The organism is Halorubrum sp. AS12 (assembly GCF_051122765.1).
Classification (GTDB): Archaea; Halobacteriota; Halobacteria; order Halobacteriales; family Haloferacaceae; genus Halorubrum; species Halorubrum trapanicum.
The window spans coordinates 1,197,966-1,219,413 of sequence record NZ_CP185385.1 but is presented as its reverse complement, the minus strand read 5'-3'; the positions used below and the strand labels follow the sequence as shown (position 1 = coordinate 1,219,413).

15 protein-coding genes and 4 pseudogenes are annotated in these 21,448 nt (G+C 60.6%); 8 read left to right on the top strand and 11 right to left on the bottom strand.

Annotation, left to right across the window (positions count from 1 at the left end; all coding sequences use genetic code 11):
* Positions 1–50: 50 nt before the first annotated feature.
* Positions 51–1,148, bottom strand: coding sequence for a two-component system sensor histidine kinase NtrB (locus ACODNG_RS06130; RefSeq protein WP_434522854.1), 1,098 nt, complete (start codon positions 1,146–1,148; stop codon positions 51–53).
* 296 nt (positions 1,149–1,444) lie between these two features.
* Between ACODNG_RS06130 and ACODNG_RS06125 the strand changes: the two are divergent.
* The 3 genes and pseudogenes from ACODNG_RS06125 (at position 1,445) to ACODNG_RS06115 (ending at position 5,919) form a co-directional block, all read left to right on the top strand.
* A pseudogene (locus ACODNG_RS06125) lies at positions 1,445–1,823 on the top strand (hypothetical protein).
* Between the two features lie 518 nt (positions 1,824–2,341).
* Positions 2,342–4,572 (top strand): annotated as a pseudogene (gene purL, locus ACODNG_RS06120) (phosphoribosylformylglycinamidine synthase subunit PurL).
* 159 nt (positions 4,573–4,731) lie between these two features.
* On the top strand, positions 4,732–5,919 hold the full coding sequence (locus tag ACODNG_RS06115) for an ABC transporter ATP-binding protein (protein WP_434522853.1): 1,188 nt from the start codon (positions 4,732–4,734) through the stop codon (positions 5,917–5,919).
* A gap of 44 nt (positions 5,920–5,963) precedes the next feature.
* On the opposite strand, the gene ACODNG_RS06110 is transcribed toward ACODNG_RS06115, so the two are convergent.
* Both ACODNG_RS06110 and ACODNG_RS06105 read right to left on the bottom strand, forming a co-directional pair.
* Positions 5,964–6,719 carry a cobalt-precorrin-7 (C(5))-methyltransferase gene (locus ACODNG_RS06110; protein WP_434522852.1) on the bottom strand — a complete coding sequence of 252 codons (756 nt, stop codon included), beginning with the start codon at positions 6,717–6,719 and terminating at the stop codon, positions 5,964–5,966.
* 87 nt (positions 6,720–6,806) lie between these two features.
* Positions 6,807–6,956, bottom strand: coding sequence for a DUF7550 family protein (locus tag ACODNG_RS06105; RefSeq protein WP_434522851.1), 150 nt, complete (start codon positions 6,954–6,956; stop codon positions 6,807–6,809).
* 341 nt (positions 6,957–7,297) lie between these two features.
* Here ACODNG_RS06105 and ACODNG_RS06100 point away from each other — a divergent pair, with 341 nt between their 5' ends.
* On the top strand, positions 7,298–7,888 hold the full coding sequence (locus tag ACODNG_RS06100; protein ID WP_434522850.1) for a DUF7504 family protein: 591 nt from the start codon (positions 7,298–7,300) through the stop codon (positions 7,886–7,888).
* 130 nt (positions 7,889–8,018) lie between these two features.
* On the opposite strand, the gene ACODNG_RS06095 is transcribed toward ACODNG_RS06100, so the two are convergent.
* The 3 genes and pseudogenes from ACODNG_RS06095 to ACODNG_RS06085 all read right to left on the bottom strand — a co-directional run.
* Entirely contained in the window at positions 8,019–8,435 is a 417-nt protein-coding gene (locus tag ACODNG_RS06095) for a hypothetical protein (protein WP_434522849.1), read from the bottom strand.
* Between the two features lie 133 nt (positions 8,436–8,568).
* Positions 8,569–8,841, bottom strand: a complete 273-nt coding sequence (locus ACODNG_RS06090) for a hypothetical protein (protein WP_434522848.1) — start codon at positions 8,839–8,841, stop codon at positions 8,569–8,571.
* Between the two features lie 188 nt (positions 8,842–9,029).
* Positions 9,030–10,067: pseudogene (locus ACODNG_RS06085) on the bottom strand (RNA-guided endonuclease InsQ/TnpB family protein); the annotation flags it as partial.
* 68 nt (positions 10,068–10,135) lie between these two features.
* Between ACODNG_RS06085 and ACODNG_RS06080 the strand changes: the two are divergent.
* Positions 10,136–10,266 (top strand): annotated as a pseudogene (locus ACODNG_RS06080) (RNA-guided endonuclease TnpB family protein); the annotation flags it as partial.
* A 119-nt stretch (positions 10,267–10,385) separates the two neighbouring features.
* On the opposite strand, the gene ACODNG_RS06075 reads toward ACODNG_RS06080, so the two are convergent.
* Complete coding sequence (locus ACODNG_RS06075; protein ID WP_434522847.1) at positions 10,386–11,537, bottom strand: DUF1616 domain-containing protein; 1,152 nt, start codon at positions 11,535–11,537, stop codon at positions 10,386–10,388.
* Between the two features lie 220 nt (positions 11,538–11,757).
* On the bottom strand, positions 11,758–13,452 hold the full coding sequence (locus ACODNG_RS06070; RefSeq protein WP_434522846.1) for a DUF1565 domain-containing protein: 1,695 nt from the start codon (positions 13,450–13,452) through the stop codon (positions 11,758–11,760).
* Between the two features lie 324 nt (positions 13,453–13,776).
* Between ACODNG_RS06070 and ACODNG_RS06065 the strand changes: the two genes are divergently transcribed.
* The 3 genes from ACODNG_RS06065 (at position 13,777) to ACODNG_RS06055 (ending at position 17,122) form a co-directional block, all read left to right on the top strand.
* Positions 13,777–14,859, top strand: coding sequence for a geranylgeranyl reductase family protein (locus ACODNG_RS06065; protein ID WP_434522845.1), 1,083 nt, complete (start codon positions 13,777–13,779; stop codon positions 14,857–14,859).
* 99 nt (positions 14,860–14,958) lie between these two features.
* Entirely contained in the window at positions 14,959–15,771 is an 813-nt protein-coding gene (locus tag ACODNG_RS06060) for a hypothetical protein (protein WP_434522844.1), read from the top strand.
* 127 nt (positions 15,772–15,898) lie between these two features.
* Positions 15,899–17,122: an RNA-guided endonuclease InsQ/TnpB family protein gene (locus ACODNG_RS06055; protein ID WP_434522843.1), complete on the top strand. Its 1,224-nt coding sequence runs from the start codon at positions 15,899–15,901 to the stop codon at positions 17,120–17,122.
* A gap of 114 nt (positions 17,123–17,236) precedes the next feature.
* Here ACODNG_RS06055 and ACODNG_RS06050 read toward each other — a convergent pair whose 3' ends face one another.
* The 3 genes from ACODNG_RS06050 to ACODNG_RS06040 form a co-directional block, all read right to left on the bottom strand.
* A complete protein-coding gene (locus ACODNG_RS06050) occupies positions 17,237–18,067 on the bottom strand; it encodes a hypothetical protein (RefSeq protein WP_434522842.1) in 831 nt (276 codons plus the stop codon).
* A 145-nt stretch (positions 18,068–18,212) separates the two neighbouring features.
* Positions 18,213–19,079 carry a hypothetical protein gene (locus tag ACODNG_RS06045; RefSeq protein ID WP_434522841.1) on the bottom strand — a complete coding sequence of 289 codons (867 nt, stop codon included), beginning with the start codon at positions 19,077–19,079 and terminating at the stop codon, positions 18,213–18,215.
* A 205-nt stretch (positions 19,080–19,284) separates the two neighbouring features.
* A complete protein-coding gene (locus ACODNG_RS06040) occupies positions 19,285–21,447 on the bottom strand; it encodes a PKD domain-containing protein (protein ID WP_434522840.1) in 2,163 nt (720 codons plus the stop codon).
* Between the last annotated feature and the right edge of the window lies 1 nt (position 21,448).

The window sequence follows — 21,448 nt, the reverse complement described above, 5'->3', positions numbered from 1 at the left end:
CCGCGGAACGCGGAGCGAGGGGGGTTCGGCGACCTCGGCTCGGGCGGCACTCAGTCGAGCACGTCGACCCCGGTGAATTCGAACCGGGCGCCGCCGTCCGCGGCGTCGGTGACACGCACGTCCCAGCCGTGAGCCGCCGCGACCGTCGCGACGATTTCGAGGCCGAACCCGGTCCCGTCGTCGGTCGTGGAGTACCCCGTCTCGAACACCCTCTCGCGGTCGCTCTCGGGGATTCCCGGGCCGTCGTCGGCGACGTAGAAGCCGCCGTCGAGGTTGCCGACGGTCACCATGACGTCTTCGCCCGCGTGTTCGACCGCGTCGCCGGGCTCCGCCCGGCTGCCAGTGGAACCGTGTTCCACACTGTTTCGCAGGAGGTTCTCGAAGAGCTGTCTGAGCCGGCTTCGGTCCGCGCTGATCGCGCGGTCGGTCTCGACCCGGAGCGAGGCCGCTGCGGTCTCGACGCCCTCCCAACACGTCTCGGCGAACTCCCGGAGGAGGACCCGCTCCGTCTCCTCGATGCCCTCGCCGTCGCGGGCGAGCATCAGGAGATCCTCGATAAGCGTTGCCATTCGCTCGTGGGCGTCGGCGACGGAGTCGAGGTGTTCGGAGTCGTACTCCTCGCGGGCGAGTTCGAGCCGCCCCTGCGCGACGTTGAGGGGGTTCCGGAGGTCGTGAGAGACGATGCTCGCGAACTCCTCGAGTCGCTCGTTGTTCTCCCGAAGTACCTCCTCGCGCCGCTTCCGCTCGCGGATGTCTCGGATGACGCCGACGCGGTCGAGCTCGGACGCTCTGTCTCCGATCTCTCCGTCTTCAATCTGTCCGTCTACGAGCCGGTTGAACCGCATCTCCACCGGAAACTGGTCGCCGTCCGCGGTGAGGAACTCGTACTCGACCGCGCCGGCCGCTCGCTCTCCCGCTTCGATCTCGCGGCGAACCTCCCTCGCCTTCTCCGCGGCTTCCTCGGTCACCCAGTCATAGATGTTCGTTCCGATCAGCTCCTCGCGGCTCACGCCCTTCATCTCGGCGTACCGATCGTTGACGTACGCGATGGTCCCGTCGGGACGCACGGCGTAGACGGCGTCGTCGAGCGAGTCGAGGATCGTCTCGTACCGCCGTAGCTTCTTGTCCCGTGGTGACCTATCTGTCATGGCTACTCTCGCGTGTTCGTTTCTGCCGTTCGGTAATAAATGGGCGTCACGATCGTCGGTCGTGATGTCGTCTACTTCGTCGGTCGTGATGTCGTCTACTTCGTCGGTCGTGATGTCGTCTACTTCGTCGGTCGTGATGTCGTCTACTTCGTCGGTCGTGATGTCGTCTACTTCGTCGGTCGTGATGTCGTCTACTCGTTTCTCGGTCGACGATTCTCGGCGTTCAGCTCGTCGAAACAGGGTCGGTTCCCGCGCGGATCCGGTGTGTTTTCGTCGTCCCACGCCCGCCATCCCGTATGGAGTACCAACCGGGCGTGTCGGAACATCGGACCGACCCAACAGCGACGGCGCCTCCTCCTCGGCGTCGGGTCGCTGCTGCTCGCCGCGGCCTACGTCGCGGCCGTCGTCGCGCTCGCGTGGCCGCGGTGGGCGCTCGTCCTCTCGGTGTTCCCGCTGTACGGCGCCGCGATGGGCGTATTACAGTACCGCGAGCGCTTCTGTATCGGCTTCGCCGGCATCGGCGTCTTCGATGTCGGCGAGGGGACGAACGAGATCCAGAACGAGGCGGCGCTCGCCGCCGACCGCAAGAAGGCCGTCCGGCTCAACGCGAAGGCGGTGGCGATCGGTGTGGTCGCGACAGTGGTCGTCTACGGTGCCGTTGCCGTTCTTTTATAGGTAATTACGTGAGAGCGGTCGATCTCATATAAACGCCCTTGTTGACCAAGTAGCGAACAGCTCCAAGGAGCCGGCTGATCGCTTATAAATAGTCGACTGCGGATCGACGACGAACACCGCCAAAGCCCCAGCCGCTCACTTATAAATGGTTGACCGAAATTCGGCGGCGAATACCTCCAAAGCCCCAGCCGTGAGGTGGGCACACGCTCGTTGCGCTCCTCGTCACTCGCTTCGCTCGTTCCTGCGGTGCTTACATCGCCTGTGCCCACCTCACGGCTGCCCCTTTGAGTCCCACCCGACCGCACAGCAACCGCACCTCACACCTCCCCAGCCTCGTCAGTCGCCTCCGCTTCGCTCCGGCGACTGACTCCCTCGCGCGTGCGACTCGCGCCCTCCGGGCGCTCATCGGCACGCGCCACCGGCACAGCGTCGCGATCTGTTGGGGATCTCGATCCTCGAATACACACAAACGTGCGTATAGAAAAGCATTAGAACCGGCTCGGTAACCACGTAAGTGAATGAGTCTGTCCGATGCGGACCACGAGCTCGTGACCGCGGAGCTCGGTCGGGAGCCGACGGCGGCCGAGGCCGCGCTGTTCGAGAACCTCTGGAGCGAACACTGCGCGTACCGCTCCTCGCGACCCCTGCTGTCGGCGTTCGACAGCGAGGGCGACCAGGTCGTGGTCGGTCCCGGCGACGACGCCGCGGTCCTCGCGCTGCCGGACCCCGAGGCGGCGGATCGTCCGGCGAGCGAGCGCGACGCCGACGACTACGGCGACACCTACGTCACGTTCGGCGTCGAGAGCCACAACCACCCCTCCTTCGTCGACCCGTTCGACGGCGCGGCCACGGGCGTCGGCGGGATCGTCCGCGACACGATGAGCATGGGCGCGTACCCGGTCGGCCTGCTCGACTCGCTGTACTTCGGCGGCTTCGACCGCGAGCGCTCGCGGTACCTCTTCGAGGGCGTCGTCGAGGGCATCTCCCACTACGGCAACTGCATCGGCGTCCCCACGGTCGGCGGCAGCGTCGCCTTCCACGGCGGCTACGAGGGGAACCCGCTCGTCAACGTCGCCTGCGTCGGCGTGACGAACGAGGACCGACTCGTCACGGCGACCGCGCAGGAGCCGGGCAACAAGCTGGTCCTCGTCGGCAACGGCACCGGCCGCGACGGGCTGGGCGGCGCCTCCTTCGCGAGCGAGGACCTCGCGGAGGACGCCGAGACCGAGGACCGCCCGGCAGTCCAGGTGGGCGACCCCTACGCGGAAAAGCGGCTGATCGAGTGTAACGAGGCGCTCGTCGACGAGGACCTGGTCCTGTCCGCGCGCGACCTCGGCGCGGCCGGACTCGGCGGCGCCTCCTCCGAACTCGTCGCGAAGGGCGGGCTGGGCGCGCGGATCGAACTCGACCGCGTCCACCAGCGCGAGCCGAAGATGAACGCCACCGAGATCCTGCTCGCCGAGAGCCAAGAGCGGATGTGTTACGAGGTCGCGCCCGACGACGTCGACCGCGTCGCGGCGCTCGCCGAGCGGTTCGACCTCGGCTGCTCCGTCATCGGCGAGGTGACCGACGGGAACTACGTCTGCGAGTTCGCGGGCGACGCGGAGGAATCGGAAATCGTCGTCGACGCGGACGCGGAGTTCCTCGCGGACGGCGCGCCGATGAACGACCTCGCGAGCGAGCCGCCGAGCCCGCCCGAGCGCGACCTGCCAGACGACGAGCCCCCGCTCGACGAGGCGGTCGCGGCCGTCCTCGCTGCCCCCTCGACCGCGAGCAAGCGCTGGGTGTACCGCCAGTACGACCACGAGGTCGGCACGCGCACCGCGGTGAAGCCGGGCGACGACGCCGCGCTGCTCGCGATCCGCGAGACGGAACCCGATAGTACCTCCGCCGACGGCGTCGGTCTCGCACTCGCCTCGGGCGCGAACCCGAAGTGGACCGCGGTCGCGCCGTACGAGGGCGCCCGCGCGGTCGCGCTGGAGAACGCGACGAACCTCGCCGCGACCGGCGCGGTCCCGCTCGCCGCGGTCGACTGCCTCAACGGCGGCAACCCGGAGAAGCCGGACGTGTACGGCGCGTTCGAGGGGATCATCGACGGCCTCGCGGACGCCTGCTCGGCGCTCGGGACACCCGTCGTCGGCGGCAACGTCTCGCTGTACAACGACAGCGTCGAGGGACCGATCCCCCGACGCCGACGCTCGCGGTGCTGGGCACGACGCGGGGGTACGACGCCCCGCCAGCCGCGCTCGACGCCGAGCGCGCGGCCGACTCCGAACTCCTGCTCGTCGGCGCCGGCGGCGACGCGCTCGGCGGCTCCGAGTATCTCGCGCACGCCGGCGGGAGCGACCGGTTCCCGACGCTGCCCGACGACTCCGGCGCCGCCGACGATCTCGGCGACCTCGTCGCGTCGCTTTCGGCGGCCGCCCGCCACGAGTCGACGCTGGCAGCCCACGACGTGAGCGAGGGGGGACTCGCGGTCGCGCTCGCCGAACTGGTGACCGATGACGCGGGCGTCGACGCGACGCTCCCCGACCGCGTCGCGGCCTTCGACGAGACGCCCGGGCGGCTGCTCGTCCAGACGACCGACCCCGAGGCGGTCGCGGCCGAGGTCGGCGACCTCCCCGTCTTCCGGCTCGGCGAGGTGACGACCGACGGGACGCTCTCGCTCGCGGTCGGCGACGAGTCGGTATCGCTCTCGGCCGACGCGGTCCGCGACCACCGCGACGTGATCGCCCGGGAACTGGCCTGAACCGCCGCGGCACGCCGGACGGGCGCCGAGCCGTGCGCGACGAACTCCCGCGACCCCCGGTTTCGACGGCGCGAGAGCGAGCGATACGCTTTTAGGTACTCCTAAAGTATGTGACGGCAACCGCGGGACGCCGGTTCACCCGGCGCCCGCCACTCATCGATGGCATCCACGGAACCAGTCGGCACGACGCGCTCGGTCGAGTCGGACGACGCGACGGCCGAGGGATCGGACGACGCGACGGTCGATCACCGGGCGAGCGCCGCCTCCGACGACGACGCGAACGCCGCCGCGGACCCCGTCTTATCGCTGTCGGACGTCACGAAGGCGTTCGGTCCCGAGACCGCCGTCGAGGACGTCTCTCTCGACGTCCGGTCCGGCGAACTGCTGACGTTCCTCGGTCCCTCCGGCTGCGGGAAGACGACGACGCTCCGAACCATCGCGGGACTCGAAGAGCCGACCGAGGGCCGAATTTCAATCGACGGCGACGTTGTCGCGGGCGACGAGGCGTTCGTCCCGCCGGAGCAGCGCGACGTGGGAATCGTCTTCCAGAACTTCGCGCTCTTCCCCCACCTCACCGTCCGCGAGAACATCGCCTTCGGCCTGACGGACGCCGACGCCGCCGAGAGCGAGGCTCGCGTCGACGAGCTGCTCGAACTGGTCGAGATGGTCGACCACGGCGAGAAGACGCCGGACCAGCTCTCCGGCGGCCAGAAGCAGCGCGTGGCGCTCGCCCGCTCGCTTGCGCCCGAACCCGAGGTGCTCCTCCTCGACGAGCCGTTCTCGAACCTCGATGTCCGCCTCCGGGTGGAGATGCGCGAGGAGGTGCGCCGCATCCTGAAGGAAGCGGGCGTCACCGCGATATCCGTCACCCACGACCAGGAGGAGGCGCTGTCCATCTCCGACCGCGTCGCCGTGATGAACGACGGGACGATCGAACAGGTCGGTCGTCCCGAGTCGGTCTTCGAGCGCCCCGAGTCGAAGTTCGTCGCCTCCTTCCTCGGTCGAGCGTCGTTCCTCGAAGGGGAGCTCCGCGACGGGAAGGTCGACACCGGGATCGGCCGCTTCGACGCCGTGACGCTGGAGGGGTACGACACCGTCTACGACGGCGCGCCCGTCGACGTTCTCGTCCGGCCCGACGACCTCCGCGCGACGCCCGCGGCCACCGAACTCGCCGACGGCGTCGTCACCTCGCGGCAGTACGTCGGTCCCTCGTTCGTCTACCGCGTCGAACTCGACTCCGGCGAGGCCGTTCACTGCCTCCACAACCACGTCGAGGAGTTCGACCTCGACGAGCCGGTCGCCCTCGAACTCACCGCGGACCACCCGCTCGCCTGGTACCCACGATAGCGGGGTTCCGGGCTCGACTCGGGACGCGAGCTGCGGACCCCGACTCAGCGGTCCGCGCGCACGACGAGGACCGAGAGGTCCGAGTACGGCGTCGAAGCCCGGTCTTCCCCGCCGGCCGACTCGCGCAGTTCGCCCAGCGTCGTCTGCGTCGTCCGCTCGTCCGGGTGGGTCAAGCGCTCGAAGACGAGTGCGTCGAGCGCAGGGTCCGCACCGGCGTCCACGAGTCGCGCCGCGATGTCGCCGGGCATCCAGTCGAACGGGCGGGGGAGCACGAGCAGATGGCGCTCCCCGACCGCATCGACGAGCCGGTCGAGGTCGCCGTCGAGCGGCCCGCGCTTGTGGAGCGTGACGAACGCGCTGTCCTCCATCGGCGTCCGCGCTCGGCTCGCGGCAACTTGGAGCGACGAGACGCCCGGCACGACCCGTACCGGCGTGTCGACCGCGGCTTCGACTTTCCCGAGAAACTGGTAGCCGGAGTGGTTCGGGTCCCCCATCAGCACGGCGACGCCCCGGTCGCCAGCGTCGACCCGATCGGCGAACGCGTTGAGGGTCGTCGCCTCGTCGTCGTACCCGCAGGCGAGCAGGTCGGCGTCGGTCTCGTCGTCGACGTACTTGACGACCGTCTCGAAGCCGACGACGACGTCCGCCTCGCGGAGCGCCCGCGCGCCCCGCCGCGTGAGGTACTCGGGGTTCCCCGGTCCGATCCCGACCGCCTCGACCCGTCTGTCGTCCGAGTCACCGACCGGTTCCGGCGCCGACGCGGCTGCCGACCCGGACCCGGCGTCAATCTCGTCGCTCATGGGGTGGTCATCGACACACCGGACTAAAACGGCTGTCGGCGCCCGCGCGGGTCGTCCCGAGCGACGAGGCCGTGCGAGCGGCGACGTTCAAAAGGTCGCGAGGAGCGGAACCGCGTACGCGATCAGCAGGCCGACGAGCGTGACGGCCGCGCCGATACCAACCTCGCGGCTCCCGAACTCCTCCATCGGGGCGGTCACGCGCTTGTCCGGGTCCGGCTCGTGCGAGTGGTCGTCCATGTCCGCGGATCCGGTCGGGGGATACATAAGCGCACCTGAACGGAATGGTCGAACTCAGGTTACTCAGGTCGAAACCCCTCTCGTGGATTCGACTCGAAACGTGAATTGAACGACTCGATATCGAGGGTACTACGAGCGACTCGCGCCTGAGGTGGATCGACCGGAGGCGCCGTCGGTCCCGAGCGATCGCCTCGCTACGACCAAGTGAATTCCGCCGCGTTCACGCGGAGGAGAAGGTCAAACGAAAACCGCGGCGCATGTGTACACAAAATCGACGGAGGGGTCTCGACAGTGAATGATTAGAAAAATTTAATTATCTGATCATTAACTTCTATTCATTGATGGATCTGTCCATGCGTGACAGCGGGTTAATCATCGGCCCGACGTTGTCAGGACGGCGCCGGTTGCTCTACCGACTGTTACGGGAGTCGCCGGGTCGGCCAGCTGTGGTGGCAACGCGAGAGCCTACAGAGCGCCTCCGGTCGCGGTACCACCGGTTGACCGATGACGATGCGTCTACTCCGATCGTCGTCGACTGTATCACGAACTCGCTCGGCCGATCAGAGGAGGATACGGAAACGACGAAGTACGCCCAAGACCCGGGGAATCTCACGTCGATCGGTATGAAGTTCGCCGATGTTCTCGACCAGCACGAAACGGATCAACTCTCCGTCGGTCTCACGAACCTCTCGCCGCTGTTAGTGTACACATCGCCTTCCGACGTGTTCCAGTTCACACACATTCTCGTCCAGAAATCGACCGGTACTGACTGGCCGGTGATCGCGACGATCGACCCCAGTGTTCATGATGCGTCGACCGTCGAACAGTTCGTTCCGCTGTTCGACGATGTGATCGAGACGCAGCGTACCGACGACGGAGATCAAAAGCTTCGGGTACGAAAACCGGAACACACGGAGTGGGAGGCGTTCTGAGAGCGATGTGCCGAGTGACTCGGAGATCGGATCTGCGGTAGGTCGGACAGCGCTCTCGACGACGGCGGCCGCGAGATTCGTGCCCCTTGCTCAGCCGCCGTTCAGGGATCGTCCGCTCGCAGCCGTGAACTCACTCGCCTGTGTCGAGTGTCTCGCTCGGATCGACCGCCGTGGCGATGTCGTCGCTGTGGGTAGCCATAAGCCCGATCCCGACGACGGCGCCATAAAAAGCGATCGCCAACCAGCCATAGCCGATGAGCGTGAGGCCGGCCGCGCTCATCCCACCGAGGACCCACCCGAACGAGACGGCGGCCCACAGCACGAGCGCGCTGATGTACAGCTCAAGAGGGCGTCCGGTGAGTGTGCTCTCCTCGAACGACTCGATCCGCTCGTCGGTTGCGTCCGGTTCGATCACTTCCTCAGGGGCGGTGTACATCCCCGTCGCAACGACGGCGCCGACGACCGCAACTCCGATCCAGCCGTACCCGACGAGGGGAATCGGTACTGCGAGGACGTCGAGCGCCCACAGTGCGGTGAGACCGGCCAATATCACGGCGATAGCGCTGTACGCACGAAAGCTCAGCGTGACAAGACGTCTCATATAGTTTCACCTATCTTATTAATAGACAATAAATATACTGGCTCACTGATTGGTTCTGGCGGTGACCGAGTTGCAAAGCTCATCGCGAGAAGCCGGTACTACTGACGTATGCGCCGAGAAGTAGACTGGTTACCCCGAATACGGTTACAACGGCAATCACCTGAGCCAGCACGAGCCACGACTCCTGTATCGTCACTTGGACGCGTCCGATCGTCGCGTATCTACCGACAACGACGATCGAGACGGCCGCGAGACCCCAGAGTACCGCTCCAAGCTCTCTAGCGTGGCTTCGATGGACGGGACCAGGGGAGACGCTGTCGTCGAGGTTACTCTCCACGCCTCCGTTGCTCATACGACCATATTACCGTCAATTGATAAATACGGATCCGTTCATTTCGGAGTCATGTTTGTTATCTTTTTCTGAAACAACTCCAAATCAGATATCGACGACCGAAAAGACCGATTCGGGTGGCAGGAAGGCGATCTCGAAACGGGGCGTTGAATGTTACCCCGCGCACGGTGGCGCGGGGAATCCTGCTCTTACGAGGGCAGGCTTCCTGTTTCGATGACGTGACTTACAGACACCGACTCAAACTGAGTCGTGTCCGTAGCGGTCACAGTCTCCACAGGCGTTGACGAGAGCGAAGCTCTCGTCCGCACATCAGAATCGCAGAGCGATTCTGAGGACGTTGATTCGGGCCATCCCGGCCCTAGTTCAGCAAAGCCTCTCTGTAAGACGTTCATCGCCGCGTTCGCGTCCCTGTCTGTCTCGAACCCACACGACGGACACGAGTGTTCTCTGACCCAGATGGGTTTCACAATCTCCACGCCACACGACGCACACTCTTTCGACGTCCCTCCTGCTTCAATTTGTACAACGTGACAGCCGTACAGGTCAGCCTTGTATTCGAGGAGCGTGATGAATTGTCGCCACGCCGCATCTTGCTTGTTCCGAGCGTTGTGCGACTGTTCAAGCATCTCCTTGACATTCAAGTCCTCGACGAATACTGCGTCGTACGTCTTCACGAGCCATGTCGTAAGCTTGTGCTGGTAGTCCAGTACCTTCCGCTGGATGTGACGCCTAGCCTTCGCCACTGTCCGGCGTTGTGTCTCCCAGTTACTCGATCCTTCCTCTTTTCGGGAGAGTTTCCGTTGCTCGCGGCGGAGCCGATCGTACTCGTCTTCGAGATCAATCCAATCCATGGTCTTCCCGTCACTTGTGTGGATGTAGTTGAGAATACCGAGGTCGATCCCCACGCTGTTACTCGCGGTGAGGGATTCAACAGCGGGTTTCTCCGGGACGTGTTTGTCTTCAGTTTCGAGGCTGAACGTGACGAACCATTCTCCCGTGGGTTCCTTTTTGAAGGTGGCTTCTTTGATCGAAGCGTGGTCAGGAATCGGGCGAGAGTACCGATTTTCATCCACCCAATTGCTGAAGCGGACGTACGCATACTTGTCGTGGCCCCTCTTTTCATCGAGGTCAAAGCCAGACTGATTGTACGTGACGCTTCGGTAGTCGCTGGGTGCTTGCCGTTTGAGCCGACCGACATTGTACCCCTTTTCTTTGAGTTCACTCAGGAGTTTGTATCACGAGTTGTCGGCTTTATCCCCGACCACGGTGGGTCGGGGTATTCGTCTTGCTAACCAGTATAAACATCGCAGACCGCTACCGTAGTGGAGAGAGCCACCGCGAAAGCGACCGGACTTCCCGGCAGAAGGCAGGTGCCGATGACCCGGCTACGGATGGGGCCTCTTGACCAGGCCACAAGACAGTTAAGCCGATGCTGAAACCCGGCAGCCGACGCGTGGAACGCATGCGCCTTGAAACCAACAGGCCACAACAGTGAGCCTGATATCCGGTGGTGAGATTCCTCCGCGTTCACGCGGAAGAGGAGGTCAATACCTGAATTGTGGCGCTAATCGACTGGCTTCATTTGGGTTGAGGACATCAATCCAAATATGTAGATCCCGATACGCGTTCTCTTGGGTTGGTGTCTCCGGAACACTGTCTTTAAATAGTAAATACTTCACACGGATATTCTCTCCAGGTTGTGTCGGCTGTACTGTATGTGGTTCGTGGTGCGAGTTATTGTGTTCAACGGTTGCTTGAAACCGGTCAATTTCCTCACGCTCACGCACGATCGTGGTATTCCCATCTTGCTCAACGGTTTGTAGCTGGATGACGACCGTATACGTGGTTAGTTCATATTCGTTATTGCCGATCCCTACAACCAACTCGCTCTGTTCACCAACTTCCAGTTCATCTGGATACCCGTCCGCCACTAACTCACCATCATCGGATTCACTCAGCAGATAAAATTCCGAGAATTGCTCACCCTGCGGTGGAACAGCAACTGCGTACCCGACGCTGCCAACAGCAAGCAAAACCGAGAGCACAAGTGCGATATTAAGCGCCGCATCTGTCCGACTGTCTGGGTCAAATAGTTCGGCTTTCCCAGCCGCGATCCACGCTCTGTACGGGACGCGAAACCGTTCCTCAGCGGGTACTTCGCGGCGTCGCTTTGCTGCGATACTCACACAGGCAAGCGTGAACACCGTGACTGAGAGGGCGATCGGTGCCAGTCGAATTCCCCACGGTGTAAAGTTCAACACCAATCCAATAAGCGGTACAATGGCAATTGATAATCCGAATGATAATGCGACCCGTTCGATTCCATCGATTCCTTGCTGTTGTGTGTGCTCACTGCGCTCTGTAGACTGTGAGCTTCCAGTCTCTGCTGCGTCACTGCCCGGAACGGGACTGGGTTTTGTCTCAGTCTCAGATCCAGTCTCTGTTTGTGTCTGATCGTCGTCCGCCGAGACCTCTCTACTACCCTTTTCAGGAAATAATGCTGCAATTAGTGCGTAGCCGGGGAGAAACAAGACAAATCCAAGTCCAAAGATTACTCGTAGCGGCGTCTCATTTATCCCCGGAATAAAGACACTCCCCAACGTGAGCAGCGTCAGAACAACGACTGCTGCTAAGTCGGCCGGAAGCCGCCGGACTGGTTGTGGAAGAAGTAACCACGCCGTCCGCCGATCACTCATAGGAGATAATCGGATACCACAGTCAAAAGCTACACGGTGCTAACTTGTACTGATTATAGTCACTGCTCCAACAGTTCATCAAATCGCCACCTCGGACCAGTGATCGGGCCAACATTTGGGTACTATCGTTGAACTCCAGCGGAACCAGAGAGAATCCAACGGCCTTAGCGTGGGAAATATCCAACACATGTCACAATTCGTGACCAATAGTTGCGTGACCTCAGGTCCAAGGGCTGTTCCCGCCGCGGTGGCCAATCTGGTCCGTCGTAGGAAGGTCTGTTTCACAGTCTATCGCCGGTGACCCATGACTGGGCCCATCGATCTCGTTCCCACACACGTGTCTCTGGTCTTCTGGACCGTACCCCTCGGCAATCTCCAATCCGTCTGCTTCAGAGTAGACGACAGGGTACTGTACTGCGAGTCCGTCGTGGTCGCGAAATTCGTTGCCGTAAATCGAATTTTCTCGACCAAAACTTTCGGCTTCCTCAGGAAAGTCCACACCCTTGTTTTCCTCGAACTCTTCGGGATGGGCTATGTCCCAAGACCCAACTTCAACTGCTTGCCCCTGACTGTCCTCGATCGCGCACCACCGGAGAACACACTTTCGGCCGCCCAAGTGGACGACACATTCAGACGTGTCATCAGCCTCGTCGAGAACGTAGCGGCCGCCACCCGAATCGGTACAGTACTCGACGAGGACGTTCCGCGCACCACCTTTCACATCAACGAGCTCGTTGTGCTCGTATCCCGCACTGTTGTCGATATGATGAATGTGTATATCGCGAGAGACGTCGATCGGATAGCCTTTCCCGATGGGATTTCCGACGTAGACGATTTCACCGTTGTGGCCGACACTGTCACCGTAGAGGTACTTCACACCGGCAGGGCCGATGACCTCGAACTCCCCAATTTCAACGTTTCGTGACCAGTGAATTTTCACAAAGTCCGCGCGGCAGTTGCCGACCGCTTCGGGTTTCACAACGACATCCACGAGGTACTCTTCATCGGACACGGGCTCGTCGTTCGAGCGCTCACCGTTTTTGATACGTTCGAAAAACGTCTCGTTCACCTGAAGCAGCGACTCGCTGTACACATTATCGTCCTCAGGGGAGTCTGGATCGAGCAGGCCGTTGAACGTCAGTCCGGTCAGGTGAATATGACTGTGGTTGATCTCAAACGGAGCTTGTGACCGATAAACGGCTTCGCGTGGCCCGGTAATCGTGATCGGCTCTTCGGTGGTCCCCGCACGCACTGTTTGGACCTGCGTTGTGTACGTGCCTGGACTGACGTGGACAGTGTGTCCTGGCTGAGCTACATCGAGCGCAGACTGAATGGTTCCGAACGGATCCGGTGATGTACCCGTTGCCTGCTCCGTTCCAGCGGGGTCTACATGGATTGTTGCGGGCGGCTCGCCGGTGATTTCGCCGACTGCTTCGCCAGCGACAACCACCGGTTCCGTCCCGCGGAAGTCAACCGTCGCGGTGAGTTCGACTGCTGCCGTCTCGCCGGCGTCCAGCTCAACTGTTGTGTCGTCGACAGTGATGCCCCCGAATTTTACTGGTATCTCAACGACGCCGGTGCCACCCACGTTCCTAATCCGCACCGTCACTGTCACCACGTTTCCGGCTGGTATCGTTTCCGCTGACAGCGATACATCTTGGAGTTCTCCTTCCGGTTCGCCTTCCGTCGGTTCATCGTCATCTTCCGCTGTCTCACTATCACTGGTATCGGCCGTGCTCCCGTTGCCGCTCTCGGGGCCAGCGACATCCGGACACCCGGCGAGCAGCCCGGTCCCTGCGACAGCGAGCGCCCCCATCAGTTGCCGGCGGTGCGGTCGCCAGCTACGCCTGCGAAACTGATGACTGGGCTCGCCGTTGCCGTCGTCCTTGTGCCCATCTTCGTTGCCCAAGGGCATACCGGCGAATATTGCCCACTGACAATAAATCCATGCGTACCACGGACATCCAGTTCTCAGCCTTGACATCCTCCCACGGCTAAAGTCGTGAGCTCTCTCCTTGCTTATCCCAGAGAGGCATCGCTCGGGAACGCCGCTAGCGCGGCGTTCCCTCGCTCTCTCACTGAATCTGTCACAGCGAAATCCGCTACGATCGTGAAATGCGCGAACGCAACGGCGTGGTTAGTACAGAGCAAGATTTGATTCGGCAACTACTGTTCAGGGCGGAGAGGATGTCAAACACGGAGGGGTGGCTATTTTGGGAAGTAGATACTGATGGTGTCCATGTACGATTTCATCGTCGTTGGCGCTGGCCCTCCGGGGTCACGATTTGCGTATCAAGCGGCCAGTGAGGGATATGACGTGGCACTACTGGAAAAAGGCGAGGTCGGGAAACCACTGGCGTGTTCTGGACACGTCTCAACAGATATTTGGGAGTATTTGCCTGACAGTGCGGCAGCCGATCTGCTACAAAATCGGATTTCGGGAGCTCGGTTTCACGTAGGGGGGCCGGACTCGAAAGCATATCCGTTCTATAAATCTGAAGTCATCTCACACGTAATTGACCGCGTCGGGCTCGATAAGACGCTTGCCCGCCGTGCTGCTGACGCCGGGGCGGACCTCCGCGAACATCACACCCTTGTTGATGTCGATGAGCGGTCGGATCGAGTTGTTGTGACAGTCACGACACCAGACGGGACCCAAACAACCCTCGAGAGTCATATGGTCGCCGGGTGTGATGGACCCACTTCACGGGTCCGCGATCGCGCTGGGCTCGCAGCTCCATCTGAACACCTCCATGGAGTGTTGGCGTTTACTGACACGCCCGACGATGGTGATCGTGTTGATGTCCATCTCACCGCGCCGACGTTTTTTGCCTGGCGGATTCCCCGTGGAGACGCCGGCGTCGAATACGGACTTGCGGCCCCGCCGGGCGCCGAGGTGGGGTCGCTGTTCGATGATCTGACAACGGCGTACGCTGTCGAGCCTTCCCGTCGTTGTTCAGGTACCATCCCGATTGGCCCGCCCGATTCGGTCACGACTGATCGCATCTTCCTCGTTGGAGACGCTGCCGCCCAATCAAAGCCGTTCACTGGTGGTGGGATCCTGTACAGCATGACGGCAGCTGACATTGCGGCGTCAACAATCGACCCGACGATGCCATCCACACTCGACACGTATGAGAGTGCGTGGCGCGATGCCCTCGCGACGGAGATCCAGCTTGGATCGCTGATTCGGCGGTGTTACTCTCTGCCTGAACCGCTCCAACACCTCGGGTTGAGCGTGCTTGATGGCGAAATTGGCGTTCATATGGACCGGCCGACCACGCTCTTCTCGCGGGCGCAGTTGCGTCGGCTGTTTTCCTGACTTGATCCCCCGTCAGTGGCCTACATGTGACCTCGTGAATCCCTGTCTGGTACCGCTGTCACCCGCGGATTTTTCTCGCTTCTCTCTCAAATCGTTCGTATGGCCCCCGCAATCGCGCACTTCTTAATTGGCGCCGCCTGCGTGCTCACCACAGCGGTGCCAGTTGTCCTCCGATACGAGTTCGACCGTGAGCACGCACTTTGGTTGATCCCACTTGGAGGTGTCTGGGGACTTGTCCCCGACATCCACAACATTGCGCCTGTCTTCGTCGAGACGTTGTATGCGTTTCACAACACGCCGTGGACAGACCTATTTGGATTTCACTATACACTCGATCGTCCGGCCGTGAGAGCCCAGTACGAGGCGAGCGTGTTTGGCTCCATCACTATTTTTTTGATCGCAATTGCCGGGTTTTGGGCTGCGGGTCGCATTCGGCGCGTCGGACCTGTTGCTCGTCGACCGCGTGAACACGCAGTTGTCATCTTGCTCGCAACCGGGCTTGCCAGCGCACTCGCGACGCTCGTCCTCTGGATCGCCGATAGTGTCCAGTATGGGTTTCCTCTTGTCGCACGCCTTGTCGGGGGCACCGGTGTGCTTGTCGGTGGCTTGTTGACCCTGCTTGCTGGCGGGACGCTCGGTGTGCTCTGTGTGGGACTACTCGAGGTTAGCTTGTCTGAACCAACGCGGATTGACCCCCTCTCAACTGCGGGTGTCGGTCTCATCTTTGGTGTTGGTGTCTGGCTGATCGCTGTCCCTGTGCCACTTGCCGTCGTCACCGGGAGCGACGTCCCCCTCCTCCATTTCGGGAGTCTGGGTGCGGTAGTCGGTCATAGTGTCGTCTGTGGCGCTGTGTACGGTCTCGTACGCGGTGCGTTCAGTCCGCAGTCGCCGGTGCGGCTTGGCTCCACCTAATACAGCGAGGGAGTCCCGCCGTTCACGGCGGGCGGGAATCGCGCCATGAGCAACACCCAACCACAAAACACAATGCTAACCAACTCCCCAATTTATATAAATACATAGCACCACATGTGATGTGTAGATGGAGCTTCAACGTACCGCTGTCGTGAAACTCTCCGTTCCCAACGACCGCCGGGACGACCTGAAGGAAACAATGGATACCTTCAGGAACGCCGCCCAGCGGTTCGCTGATCGAGGATGGGAGGGCAACAACGACGGGTACGTGATTACCTCTCGCTCCCGGCTTCAACCATACCTCTACGACGACATCCGAGACGAAACCGGATTGCACTCTGACCTCTGTGTTGCTGCGGTCAACCATGCCGCCGATGCACTCCGTGGTGTCGTTGACCGCATGAAAGAGGGTGAGAAAGTTTCCAAGCCGGTGTTCACGTCGAACACGACCGTTTACAATACCAGTGCAATCAGCTATTTTGATGGATATTGTACGCTTGCCGCCTACGGCAGTGGTCGTGTAAAAGCCGAATACGTCTATCCAGACGATTCCATTCAGGCTGAGTACATGGAATCAGACGAATGGGACAAACAGGGGGCGAAGCTCCGATACGACCAGCAGACAGATACCTACTACCTCCACGTCTCAGTCAAGCAGGAACGTGACGACACGCAGGAAGAAGCCGAGGGCCGAACAGTCCTTGGCGTAGATCGCAACGTAGACGGGTATCTCGCTGTGACCAGCTCCGGTGCGTTCATCGGTAACGCAGACCTGTTGAACCACAAACGCCGCGAATACGAACGCCGACGCGGCAACCTACAACAGACCGGAACGCGATCAGCCCATCTCACAATCCAGTCGATTGGTGATCGCTTCGCCAATTGGAGCGAGAACTATCTACACCATGTGTCGAAAGAGGTAGTTACTGAGGCTGTCGCCAACGGGTGTGAGACGATTGTACTGGAAGACTTAGAGAATATCCGAGAGCGGATGTCGGATCTCTCAAAGTTCCAGCAGTGGGCGTTTCGAGAGCTATCGCGGAAGATAACCTACAAGGCGAAAGCTGAAGGAATCACTGTTGAAGTGGTGAATCCAACCTACACAAGCCAGCAGTGTAGTCATACCGAGTGTGGGTTCACACATGAGAATAACCGCGACGGCGATGAGTTTGTGTGTCAGAAGTGCGGCAAAGAGCTACACAGCGACTACAACGCGGCGCGAAACATAGCAGCGCGGTATCTCCGGAATCGGCGTAAGTCTGGTTCCGGAGGGGCAACCAATCACCTTGCCCTGAAGTCAGGAACAGTGAATGGGAGCGGCGATTTCACGCCCACCGTATCACGCGGGTAGACCGGGAGTTCACTGACAAACCCCGGCGTTTACGCCGGGTGTAGGTGATTGCGGTACAACCCTCTCACGAATCGAACTGAGGTATTTTTGGGTTGCGCAGCCTTGGATCGTTGCTCACTCCGCGGTCGGTGTGTCGGGAACCTCGTATGGGGCGAGTAGCGCTGAGACTTCTGTGAGTGTTCCCTGATCAATTCCATCTCCACCGGTGAGATCCCAGGAGAGTCGGAGGGGGAATGTTTCTGTGTAGTCGGCGCGGATGAGCGTCTCTGGCGGGACTGATTCGACGAGCGCGTAAAGCTTGGTAGTCGAAAACGCTGAACGAACCGATTCAGTCGGGTTAGCACCTGGTAGCTGCTCGCGAGGGCAGTGAAATCGGGTTGTTGTCTCCAGAGCAGTATCTCCGATTGTGGCCTCTTCGAGGTAGCACTCATCTTTCGAGTCATCGTATCCGAATGCTACAACGGATGCGTGGTCTGTGAAATACTGGAGTGCGTGTGCGAGGTCGTTACGCTGATGGTATGTTGTTGTGTCCGGGGAGCCATCGATCTCCGGTTTCTCAACGGCAACATCAACCGCAACGGTCTGCGTGTGGACGAACGAGGAATGGGTGAATTGGAGTGTTGAGTCTTCAGAGTCGTAGTGAAGCTGTACGACCCCGGTGTTGCGCTCCGCCGTAAGCACATTCAACAATTCCCCAGCATCGATCGCAATACTCCCCGGTACCGCTTCGTAGCTGTGACAGAGGCTCTTGTGTAGTGTAGCTTCAACGGCAGTGACAACCTGTTCGTCCACACTGGTAGCTACGAGAGCATCTCCACCAATATTGAGTATCGTCTGGCCGTCAACGACGACAAGCGGCTCGAGCAATTGATGGAGGTGAGCGTGTGGAATTTCCGCCTCGAGTTGTGGCGGTGTCGGTGACGAGGTTGGGAGCCACGATCGCATTCCCAGTCTCTGGTTACTCAAACTACACATATCTTTCGATACTTAATGTTGATATTAGTTACCCACGAGTACAATCGGGAGCTTCTGCCCAGAGAATCAATCTGAGATCAAAACCGCAGACTCGTCACAATACAGCGGACAGATCTCAGAACCGGGCAGACCGATCGACGAGCAACGAGACAAAGACGACGATGAATGCTAAGGCATAGGCTACAAAATGGATATAGATATTAATACGAGATCCGCCGGGTGTTGGCGTCGGAAAACCGACAACCGGGTACGCAAATAACACAACCGTTCCAACGGCGACGAGTTCGGCCTCACCTCGGATCGTGAATACACGAGCGATTGTGTCCTGAACCGATCGCGTTGAGTGGCGCGCCCCAACGCGTCCGTACGAAATCGCAGTACCAAGTCCTACAAGTATAAGTCCCATCGATATCGCGGATACGGGCAACGCAATGATCGCGATATAGGTTGTAGACGCAAAGAATAGCGCCGGTGGGTAGTGTTTCCCGTCAGAACCGGCTCGATTGTCAGTGATGGTGACGAGCATGACTGCGACGTACCCAAACAATGCCATATTGATCCCAGAAAAGCCGAACCCGATGGCGTTTCGTGGGATTGCGAGGTTCATTCCAGACAACACAAATGGAAAGCCGAGCAAGAACGTCACGAGTGAGATAAAAAAGAATCGCCGATATCCGGCAACGAGGCTAAGCCCATACGCTACCGTCGCTAACAGTGTGTATCCGATGAGATTTCCAATAAGGTGTGACGGCGTTAAATGAATGTAGTGGGCGGTGAACGCTGTCACTAGTGACGGTTCCGTATACGAGAATGCGTACGCCTGTCTTATCTCAATTGGCAGCGTGAACAACGCGAGTAACACACACGGAATCACAAGCAAAATAGATAGCTCTCCGAGGAATCGACGCTTGCTGGGGCGCCTGTGTGAGACGGCGTAGAAACTGGTGCCCCTCGCCGATTCGAAATAATTCGAACCATCCATATGTGGACACGCTCCGTGAGAGTGTATAGTTATTAACCACTAGTTATCACGTCGTATATTTGCTCAGGTGTGTGGTAGCTGCTACTCTCTCGCCGGGGGTGCTGTGACATCCCCTCACAAGTGAACTCCCCCTACTACTCGCCACCTTCGGCGGCTCCTTGAGGTAGGGATTAGCGCCTGAAATTAGCTAAAATTGTGGGGGGACTCAATCTTGACGCCGGAGGAGTATGACACCGGCAGCGACGATGAGCGCTAAGATGAGGACCACAGCAATCACGCCCGTATCAAGGGCCCCCGGTTCCTCAACCGGACCGTCAATGTCCCCGTCGTCGGTTGCTCCGTCATCGGCTGTACCGTCGCCGGGAGTTCCGTCGTCGGTCGCTTCGTCATCAGCTGTACCGTCGCCGGTAGTTTCGTCACCATCGGTGCCGTCGCCAACTGCCTCGACGACGATATCGGCGGTGGTCGTGTCCGTCTCGCCGGCGTCAGTAGTCACAGTCAGCTCGACTGTGTACTCTCCGGCCTCATCGAACGCTGTCTGGGCGGTTTCGCCGGTGAGAGTCTCGCCGGCAATAGACCATTCATAGGCGACGATCTCGCCGTACTCTGTTTCGGAGTCAGTCCCGGCCAGAACCACTTCGTCACCGGTTTCGACTGAGTCCGACCCCAGGTTAATCACAGCGTCCGGTTCACTCACCGCGCTCACCGAGAACACGGAGAACCCAGGCGTCTCTGCGGTGACTGTAGTCGTGTTGTTACCCACAGCTTCGACGCTCGTCTCGAGTGGCTCTTGTCCGTCGTCGACGCCGCGGTAGACACGGAGCGCTTCTGGAGGTGCTTCAATTTCGTTGAGCCGGTCTTGCGAGATGTTGAACTCGATCGTTGCGGCCGTGTCGGCCGACTCATTCGGGACGGTAATGTCCTGAACCGCAACGACAGATCCGGGTGTGTCAATGGCGTTCGTGTCCGGCTCGATATCCGACACCTGGACTTCTCCAACCTGCTGATCTGTCTGGAACGTTATCGATTCGACAGTATCCACCGTGTCGAACTCGGCAACCTGTTGGTCACCTCCCGAACGTGTTTCCGGAACCTCAATCTCGGCCGCGGTCACCTCAATCTCGTCGAGATCCTCGGGTGGTGCCGGCGGTTCATCGGCGGTCTCACCGCTATCGCCACTGTCATCGTCACCCTCGGTGCCATCACTGTCACCGTCAGTGTCCCCATTGCCACTTCCAGGCGCGACCGGTTCTGTCACGCTCACGTTAACCAGCACGCTGTCGTCTACAGAGCGGATTGTGGCGGAGAGATCGTCGCTGCCGGCTGTGGGAGGGGTATACGCAAGTTCGACCGTCTCAGACTGGTTCGTTCCGAGCCCGTCGATGGTCTGTGTATCGACCACGCCCCCGTTAACGAGTAGCTCGATGGTTTGTCGGTTCGAAGTACCCGCGGTGCCGCCGTCGTTCCGAATTGTCGCCTCAAGAGTGAGCGTCTCGCCTTGCGTCACCTCAAAGGTGTCCGACTCAGGTTCGACAACGCTGAATACTGCGTCGTTGTAGGGTGCGGACTCAGGCGAGGGGAATTCGACGTTTGAGAGGATGTCTGCCTCTTCCTCGGAGACACCTGGGTTCTCTGCAACCGCTGGGCCGGCGGCGCTCCCCCACCAATTGTCCGGTGCGTCAATGAACACCTGACTCTCGGTGCCGACGGTCTCGATTGCCGCATCGTTGCGCTCGATATTGTTCGCTTTCATCGTGTGGCTGCCCGCGTCCGCGAACAGTGCGCGGTTGTTGCCGACGAAGTTATTGTCGCGGATTGTGGCGTTTGAAGCACTGTTGCCCGATCTATCGCTCGTCAGTTCAACTGCGTATCCGTCGTTATTACGGAACTGGCTGTTGCGAACGATAAGACCATCGCCGACATTGACGACTCCGTTATCCGTGTCTCTAATGTCTACATACCGGATCTCCGTACGGTCTCCAGACACGTCTATGGCTTGGGCCCAATCGCTCCCGGTAATCTGAACGCCGTCGAGGACGACGTCGTTCGCACCGTCCTCAACCGCGATCCCGGTCGCAGTGCTCGCGTCGGCCGCTCCCATATCAATCCCATCGAGGACGACCTCGTTTGCGTCGACCTCGAAGACAGTCCCTGAGATGTCCGGGTCCATCCGTCCGTCACCGACGTAGCTCACAGCGACACCCGGCTCATCGACAGTCACGGAGCCGTCGATACCGGGATCATCGCCGAGCAACGCTGGAACATCCGTGTCGGCGCCGGTCCCGACGGCGGTCTCGACGGCGTCGGCTCCGGTACCGAACTCGAGAGTGACGGGGACGGAGGCGTTTGCCTCGTCGTCGCCGGCCACG

Bases quoted from the DNA above. Each gene is read 5' to 3' on its own strand.
- ACODNG_RS06045 (WP_434522841.1), bottom strand. From the start codon at position 19,079: ATGGATGGTTCGAATTATTTCGAATCGGCGAGGGGCACCAGTTTCTAC.
- ACODNG_RS06105 (WP_434522851.1), bottom strand. From the start codon at position 6,956: ATGGACGACCACTCGCACGAGCCGGACCCGGACAAGCGCGTGACCGCC.
- ACODNG_RS06050 (WP_434522842.1), bottom strand. From the start codon at position 18,067: ATGCGATCGTGGCTCCCAACCTCGTCACCGACACCGCCACAACTCGAG.
- ACODNG_RS06060 (WP_434522844.1), top strand. From the start codon at position 14,959: ATGGCCCCCGCAATCGCGCACTTCTTAATTGGCGCCGCCTGCGTGCTC.
- ACODNG_RS06055 (WP_434522843.1), top strand. From the start codon at position 15,899: ATGGAGCTTCAACGTACCGCTGTCGTGAAACTCTCCGTTCCCAACGAC.
- ACODNG_RS06130 (WP_434522854.1), bottom strand. From the start codon at position 1,148: ATGACAGATAGGTCACCACGGGACAAGAAGCTACGGCGGTACGAGACG.
- ACODNG_RS06075 (WP_434522847.1), bottom strand. From the start codon at position 11,537: ATGAGTGATCGGCGGACGGCGTGGTTACTTCTTCCACAACCAGTCCGG.
- ACODNG_RS06065 (WP_434522845.1), top strand. From the start codon at position 13,777: ATGTACGATTTCATCGTCGTTGGCGCTGGCCCTCCGGGGTCACGATTT.
- ACODNG_RS06070 (WP_434522846.1), bottom strand. From the start codon at position 13,452: ATGCCCTTGGGCAACGAAGATGGGCACAAGGACGACGGCAACGGCGAG.
- ACODNG_RS06115 (WP_434522853.1), top strand. From the start codon at position 4,732: ATGGCATCCACGGAACCAGTCGGCACGACGCGCTCGGTCGAGTCGGAC.
- ACODNG_RS06110 (WP_434522852.1), bottom strand. From the start codon at position 6,719: ATGAGCGACGAGATTGACGCCGGGTCCGGGTCGGCAGCCGCGTCGGCG.
- ACODNG_RS06090 (WP_434522848.1), bottom strand. From the start codon at position 8,841: ATGAGCAACGGAGGCGTGGAGAGTAACCTCGACGACAGCGTCTCCCCT.
- ACODNG_RS06100 (WP_434522850.1), top strand. From the start codon at position 7,298: ATGGATCTGTCCATGCGTGACAGCGGGTTAATCATCGGCCCGACGTTG.